This window comes from Paenibacillus sp. 22594, from assembly GCF_052044425.1.
Lineage (GTDB): Bacteria > Bacillota > Bacilli > Paenibacillales > Paenibacillaceae > Paenibacillus_AQ.
Genome location: NZ_JBQENA010000042.1, coordinates 1 through 744, shown reverse-complemented (window position 1 = coordinate 744; position 744 = coordinate 1). Strand labels below are relative to the sequence as shown.

The 744-nt window shown below is 48.8% G+C and carries 2 tRNA genes and 2 rRNA genes; all 4 read right to left on the bottom strand.

The window, feature by feature from the left end:
- Window positions 1-231: 231 nt before the first annotated feature.
- Window positions 232-307 (bottom strand) — tRNA-Ala (locus tag ACTJKB_RS30885).
- Window positions 308-328: 21 nt separating this feature from the next.
- Window positions 329-405, bottom strand: a tRNA-Ile gene (locus ACTJKB_RS30880).
- A gap of 46 nt (window positions 406-451) precedes the next feature.
- A 5S ribosomal RNA gene (gene rrf, locus ACTJKB_RS30875) occupies window positions 452-568 on the bottom strand.
- A 122-nt stretch (window positions 569-690) separates the two neighbouring features.
- Window positions 691-744, bottom strand: a 16S ribosomal RNA gene (locus tag ACTJKB_RS30870); the annotation flags it as partial.

Genomic DNA, 744 nt, shown 5'->3' with positions numbered 1-744 from the left:
CAGTTTCGTTGTTCGCCACGTCCTTCGTCGGCTCCTGGCGCCTAGGCATCCTCCGTGTGCTCTTATTAGCTTAACCATCGCGTTTTCCCAAGGGAAAATCGCTAGCATCGCTATAATATAAACTTATTTGCACAAGTTCAGCTTAAAGGAATGTTCTAAAACGCATTTTCGTTTCGGTATCCAGTTTTCAAGGATCAAGGTGTTGCATATACTATTTCGTGTAAAACATTTTGGTGGAGCCAAGCGGGATCGAACCGCTGACCTCCTGCTTGCAAGGCAGGCGCTCTCCCAGCTGAGCTATGGCCCCATAAAGGGATATAATGTTATATGGTGGGCCTTGGTGGACTCGAACCACCGACCTCACCCTTATCAGAGGTGCGCTCTAACCAACTGAGCTAAAAGCCCATATAACATATATAACATTGTGAATCAACCAAAGAATTGGTTGTCCGCTTGGCAGCGTCCTACTCTCCCAGGACCCTTCGGTCCAAGTACCATCGGCGCTGGAGGACTTAACGGTCGTGTTCGGGATGGGTACGTGTGGAACCCCTCCGCTATCGCCACCAAACGCATACGAAAGAGACTTGCTCTTTCAAAACTGAACACGAGTGAGTGTTCGAACCCAAGGGTTCTAATGGAAGCTAAGCTTCCGATTTGAATGTCTCCATTGCAGGAAACGATTCTCCATAGAAAGGAGGTGATCCAGCCGCACCTTCCGATACGGCTACCTTGTTACGACTTCAC